Source organism: Desulfosarcina sp. (genome assembly GCF_033791525.1).
GTDB lineage: Bacteria > Desulfobacterota > Desulfobacteria > Desulfobacterales > Desulfosarcinaceae > Desulfosarcina.
On record NZ_JASJGN010000476.1, the window covers coordinates 1 to 3,550 of the forward strand.

Genomic DNA, 3,550 nt, shown 5'->3' on the forward strand with positions numbered 1-3,550 from the left:
GACTGGATCGGAATAGAGATACATTGAGACGATCTTGGTTATTGGATTTTTTATAATTTTTAACGATATGGCTTGATAATCACCAGCGTACCATGTGAACGGTGACCGGCGCAAGATTTGGTCCGTTGTGATTATTTTTAATAATCGCAGGAAAATTTCTTTTTTGATAGCAATTATTGCTTATGTGGAACGCCGCTTAACCCCCAGAACAATGGTCGTAGTGCTTTTCTTCAAGGCTATACATTGAGCCATATTATCCCAGAATTAGTTTTAAATATCCTAAAAGAATTGCACCTACCAATGAAAACGAGACGTATAATATAAAAATACGGTGTTTAACCAAAGTCCAGACAGCCGCCATAGCTGGCAGGGTCGTAGTCGGACCAGAAATCAGGAAAGCCAATGCTGCAGCCGGGCTCATGCCTTGTACAAGAAGGCCGCTTACCATTGGCAATGCACTTAAATTACTCGTATACACAGGAATTCCCAAAAAACCAGCCGTGAAAATTGCCCATGAATTTTCCTTACCCATAATGCTTGTTATCCGTTCTTCCGGGATATAAAGAATGATTAATGCTTCCAGAAAAAATGCCAAGGCCATAAACTTAATTACCATCAAAGTGGCGTTCATCGATTCTATACTTAAACGTTTCCAGAAAGACTCTTCTACATTACAACCGCTACTGCAGGATGTTGAAGAATCCGCTTTGCCACTGGGGCCCTGTTTTTCAGTTTTTGTATAAGAAACAACAGGCTGAATTCGGGTGACATTCACTGATTCCCCATTGCAACACGCTGAAGCCTGAGCGGGAACCAGTGTTTTAGATTTCAAGGAAAATACATTTTTTAAGCTTGCGATGAATCTAAGACCCATTCGCTTAATCTTGGAAGTTGCTTTGGGAGCACCTAAAACCGCCTTTTGTTTAAGCACATTTTGATTGATCCAGCCTGTCTGCATAAGAGCATGGGTAATAAATCCTGCGCTTAAACTCATAACCAGAGTGCCCACTAAGCGCCAGATTGCCAAATTCCAGCCGATGGTTCCAACACTTAAAAAGAAAATTTCTGGGTCCATTGAAGGGGATGATATCCAGAAGGCCATTACCGGGGGTAGCGGTACTCCACCAATTAACAAGGCTGCAATTACGGGGATTACACCACATGAGCAAAAAGGGCTAAAGGCACCAACCAGAGTTGCCAGTAAAATTGCAGTAATCGGCCCTGCATCAAAAGCACGCTTTATATGCTTCGAGGCTCCGGACATATTCACTGCCACAGCAATAGGAATTGTTATTACAAGATATGGCCAGATGTGGATAAATGCGTTAATCATGAAGTCCGTAATTTTCAAAATTTCAGCAGTCATAATGTCCCCTCTAAAATTTCATATTTCCAGAAATTTAGAAACTTAGATCCAAAAAAAATATATCTATTCTTTTATCTCGGCCACACAGCATTCTTCTGTTAAAAACTTTACGATGGCATCAATTGCCTGGTAATCGACAAAACACCGCAATACTGTGCTTTCTCGCTGTTGTTTGACAAGCCCGACATTTTTAAGATGGTTTAGGTGGTGCGACAGCGTGGAGTTTGGAGTTCCTAAACGTTTTTTTATTTCGCCCACAGCCATCCCGGTTTTTCCGGCACGTACCAACTCACGCACGATTCTCAACCTTGTTGGATTTCCCAGTTGGCTAAGCAATGATGATGCGTTATCGTAATCAAGTCTCATGGGTACACCATCTACAGCCGAAACAGGGAATTGTCAACTATATTTCTGGAATTATGGAAATATAGTTGCTGCGCATAACCAGAGGTTTATTTAACCTACCGCAATTACAGATACCAACTATCTTGGCGGCCAGTCCAAATTAATTGTAGGGTAATCCTAACTATCAAGTTGTCTTCTTCTTTTTACAAATTCTAAACGTCCCGGGATTGTCAACCATCCTGAGTTAACCGCCAAAGCCTTCTATCCAATACAATTAAGCGGTTGAGGTTGGAAGGCAGCCAGTAAAACGAATTGGCGTCGTCGAGTACTGCCGGGATTCCGTCGTGGATGGAGGGGAACGTGGGTTGGAGTCCAAGCTCATGATCCAGGGTCCCGGCGACGATCGGCAGCGCCAGATTCCAGCAGGAAATGGCGCCGCTCGCATAGGGATTGGTTTGTCCGACCAATGGAAATAGGATGCCCAGCAACCGGGCACCCCTAAACCACCGTAGCAGTACGTGCACGGCCCGCAGCCTTCATGAGGTTCATTGAACCCTCTACAGTAAAGGGATATAGACGGCCATAGGATTCGAACGCCGCCAGCGCCCCCAGGAGAATGATTGTGTCCATGCCCTCTACGGCACGGAGCGGACTGCGCGGGCTGAGAAGATCCGCCAAGCGGATCTCCTCAGCCATGTGCTTGAGCATGATCCCCCGCAGTGGACGCCGGATCATCAGCCACGGTCGTATGCCGTGCGCTGCCAGCTGCCTGGAAACTTCAATACCGATGAATCCAGTGGCACCGGTATCCAGAACCCGTTCTACATTCCATGCTACTTTCCGGCCTGCATCAGCCATCGGTCAAAGCGAAGCAGCGCCAGGCGGCAAGCCAGACCGTATCTGAATGCCCAGGCCGGCACGGTGAAGGTCAGCCGGCATCGATTCGGTCCAAGGGGTTCTACACGGTGGCCGCTATGCCGCCTACTCGCCAGCCCAGTAGCGCCAGGGATCGAATGTCTCCACGGCGAAGGTCACCCAGATGCCGATCGGTGTATGTATGCGACCCGAGGAACCGGCATGGATGAAACGGTCATCGCAATCGACCGCCCGTACAGACGGCCCCCAGTGTTGCCAGATTCGCGTGTCCGTGATCAAGCGCCATACGCGGTTGCCCGGTGCGTCGAGTTGTTTGGAAATACCAAGTGGTAGGCTCATGATAAACCGTGATGTCCCTTTCGACGCATGTCAATAAAAAAGTGCTTGTCTGAATCTTTCACAGTTGGTTTAATACCGGGGAGCGTGTTACGATCTGGCGAGGTCCGAGTCTGCCATACGGGTCAAACCGTTCACATCGCCGCGCGCATGCCTTTTTTCTCCTTCGCGTGCCCCTTGGGTAACCTGAATAAGGCACGGCTTCGAAGGGTGACCGGTTCTTCTGCGCAACTGTACACCAACGGATACTGTTGGGGAACCCTCTTGATCAGGTGTTCGCGTTCCCGGGCAAACAACGGTTCCCCGACATGAATGAACAAATGATTCCAACAACAGGGAGGTGCTCGTGGTCCATCAATTCGACACGGTGATTGTCGGCTCCGGCGGTGCCGGACTCTACGCCGCACTGGAGGCCAGTCAGCAATCCAAAACAGCGGTTCTCTCCAAACTGTATCCCGTCCGCAGCCATACCGGCGCCGCCCAGGGCGGCATCAGCGCCGCATTGGGCAATGTGGAGGAGGACAAACCCGAATGGCACGCCTTCGACACGGTCAAAGGTGGTGACTACCTCGTTGATCAGCAGGCGGCCAACATACTTACCGAAGAGGCTGTCCAGGCAGTCTACGA

The 3,550-nt window shown here is 48.7% G+C and carries 6 protein-coding genes; 1 reads left to right on the forward strand and 5 read right to left on the reverse strand.

Annotated elements, in window-relative coordinates:
• Nucleotides 1-253: 253 nt before the first annotated feature.
• The 5 genes from QNK41_RS22470 to QNK41_RS22490 all read right to left on the reverse strand — a co-directional run bounded on the left by QNK41_RS22470 (nt 254) and on the right by QNK41_RS22490 (nt 2,926).
• Complete coding sequence (locus QNK41_RS22470) at nt 254-1,366, reverse strand: permease (RefSeq protein WP_319261969.1); 1,113 nt, start codon at nt 1,364-1,366, stop codon at nt 254-256.
• Nucleotides 1,367-1,429: 63 nt separating this feature from the next.
• Complete coding sequence (locus QNK41_RS22475; RefSeq protein ID WP_319261972.1) at nt 1,430-1,732, reverse strand: metalloregulator ArsR/SmtB family transcription factor; 303 nt, start codon at nt 1,730-1,732, stop codon at nt 1,430-1,432.
• Nucleotides 1,733-1,941: 209 nt separating this feature from the next.
• On the reverse strand, nt 1,942-2,199 hold the full coding sequence (locus QNK41_RS22480) for a hypothetical protein (protein ID WP_319261975.1): 258 nt from the start codon (nt 2,197-2,199) through the stop codon (nt 1,942-1,944).
• A 10-nt stretch (nt 2,200-2,209) separates the two neighbouring features.
• Nucleotides 2,210-2,569 (reverse strand): NAD(P)H-binding protein, encoded by a 360-nt coding sequence (locus tag QNK41_RS22485; protein WP_319261977.1) that lies wholly within the window; start codon nt 2,567-2,569, stop codon nt 2,210-2,212.
• A 123-nt stretch (nt 2,570-2,692) separates the two neighbouring features.
• Nucleotides 2,693-2,926, reverse strand: coding sequence for a hypothetical protein (locus QNK41_RS22490; RefSeq protein ID WP_319261979.1), 234 nt, complete (start codon nt 2,924-2,926; stop codon nt 2,693-2,695).
• A 343-nt stretch (nt 2,927-3,269) separates the two neighbouring features.
• On the opposite strand from QNK41_RS22490, the gene QNK41_RS22495 reads away from it, so the two are divergent.
• On the forward strand, nt 3,270-3,550 hold a 281-nt coding region (locus tag QNK41_RS22495), incomplete at its 3' end, for an FAD-binding protein (RefSeq protein ID WP_319261981.1).

Excerpts from the sequence above, each read along its gene's own strand:
- QNK41_RS22485 (WP_319261977.1), bottom strand. The coding sequence starts at position 2,569 with ATGGCTGATGCAGGCCGGAAAGTAGCATGGAATGTAGAACGGGTTCTG.
- QNK41_RS22475 (WP_319261972.1), bottom strand. The coding sequence starts at position 1,732 with ATGAGACTTGATTACGATAACGCATCATCATTGCTTAGCCAACTGGGA.
- QNK41_RS22490 (WP_319261979.1), bottom strand. The coding sequence starts at position 2,926 with ATGAGCCTACCACTTGGTATTTCCAAACAACTCGACGCACCGGGCAAC.
- QNK41_RS22470 (WP_319261969.1), bottom strand. The coding sequence starts at position 1,366 with ATGACTGCTGAAATTTTGAAAATTACGGACTTCATGATTAACGCATTT.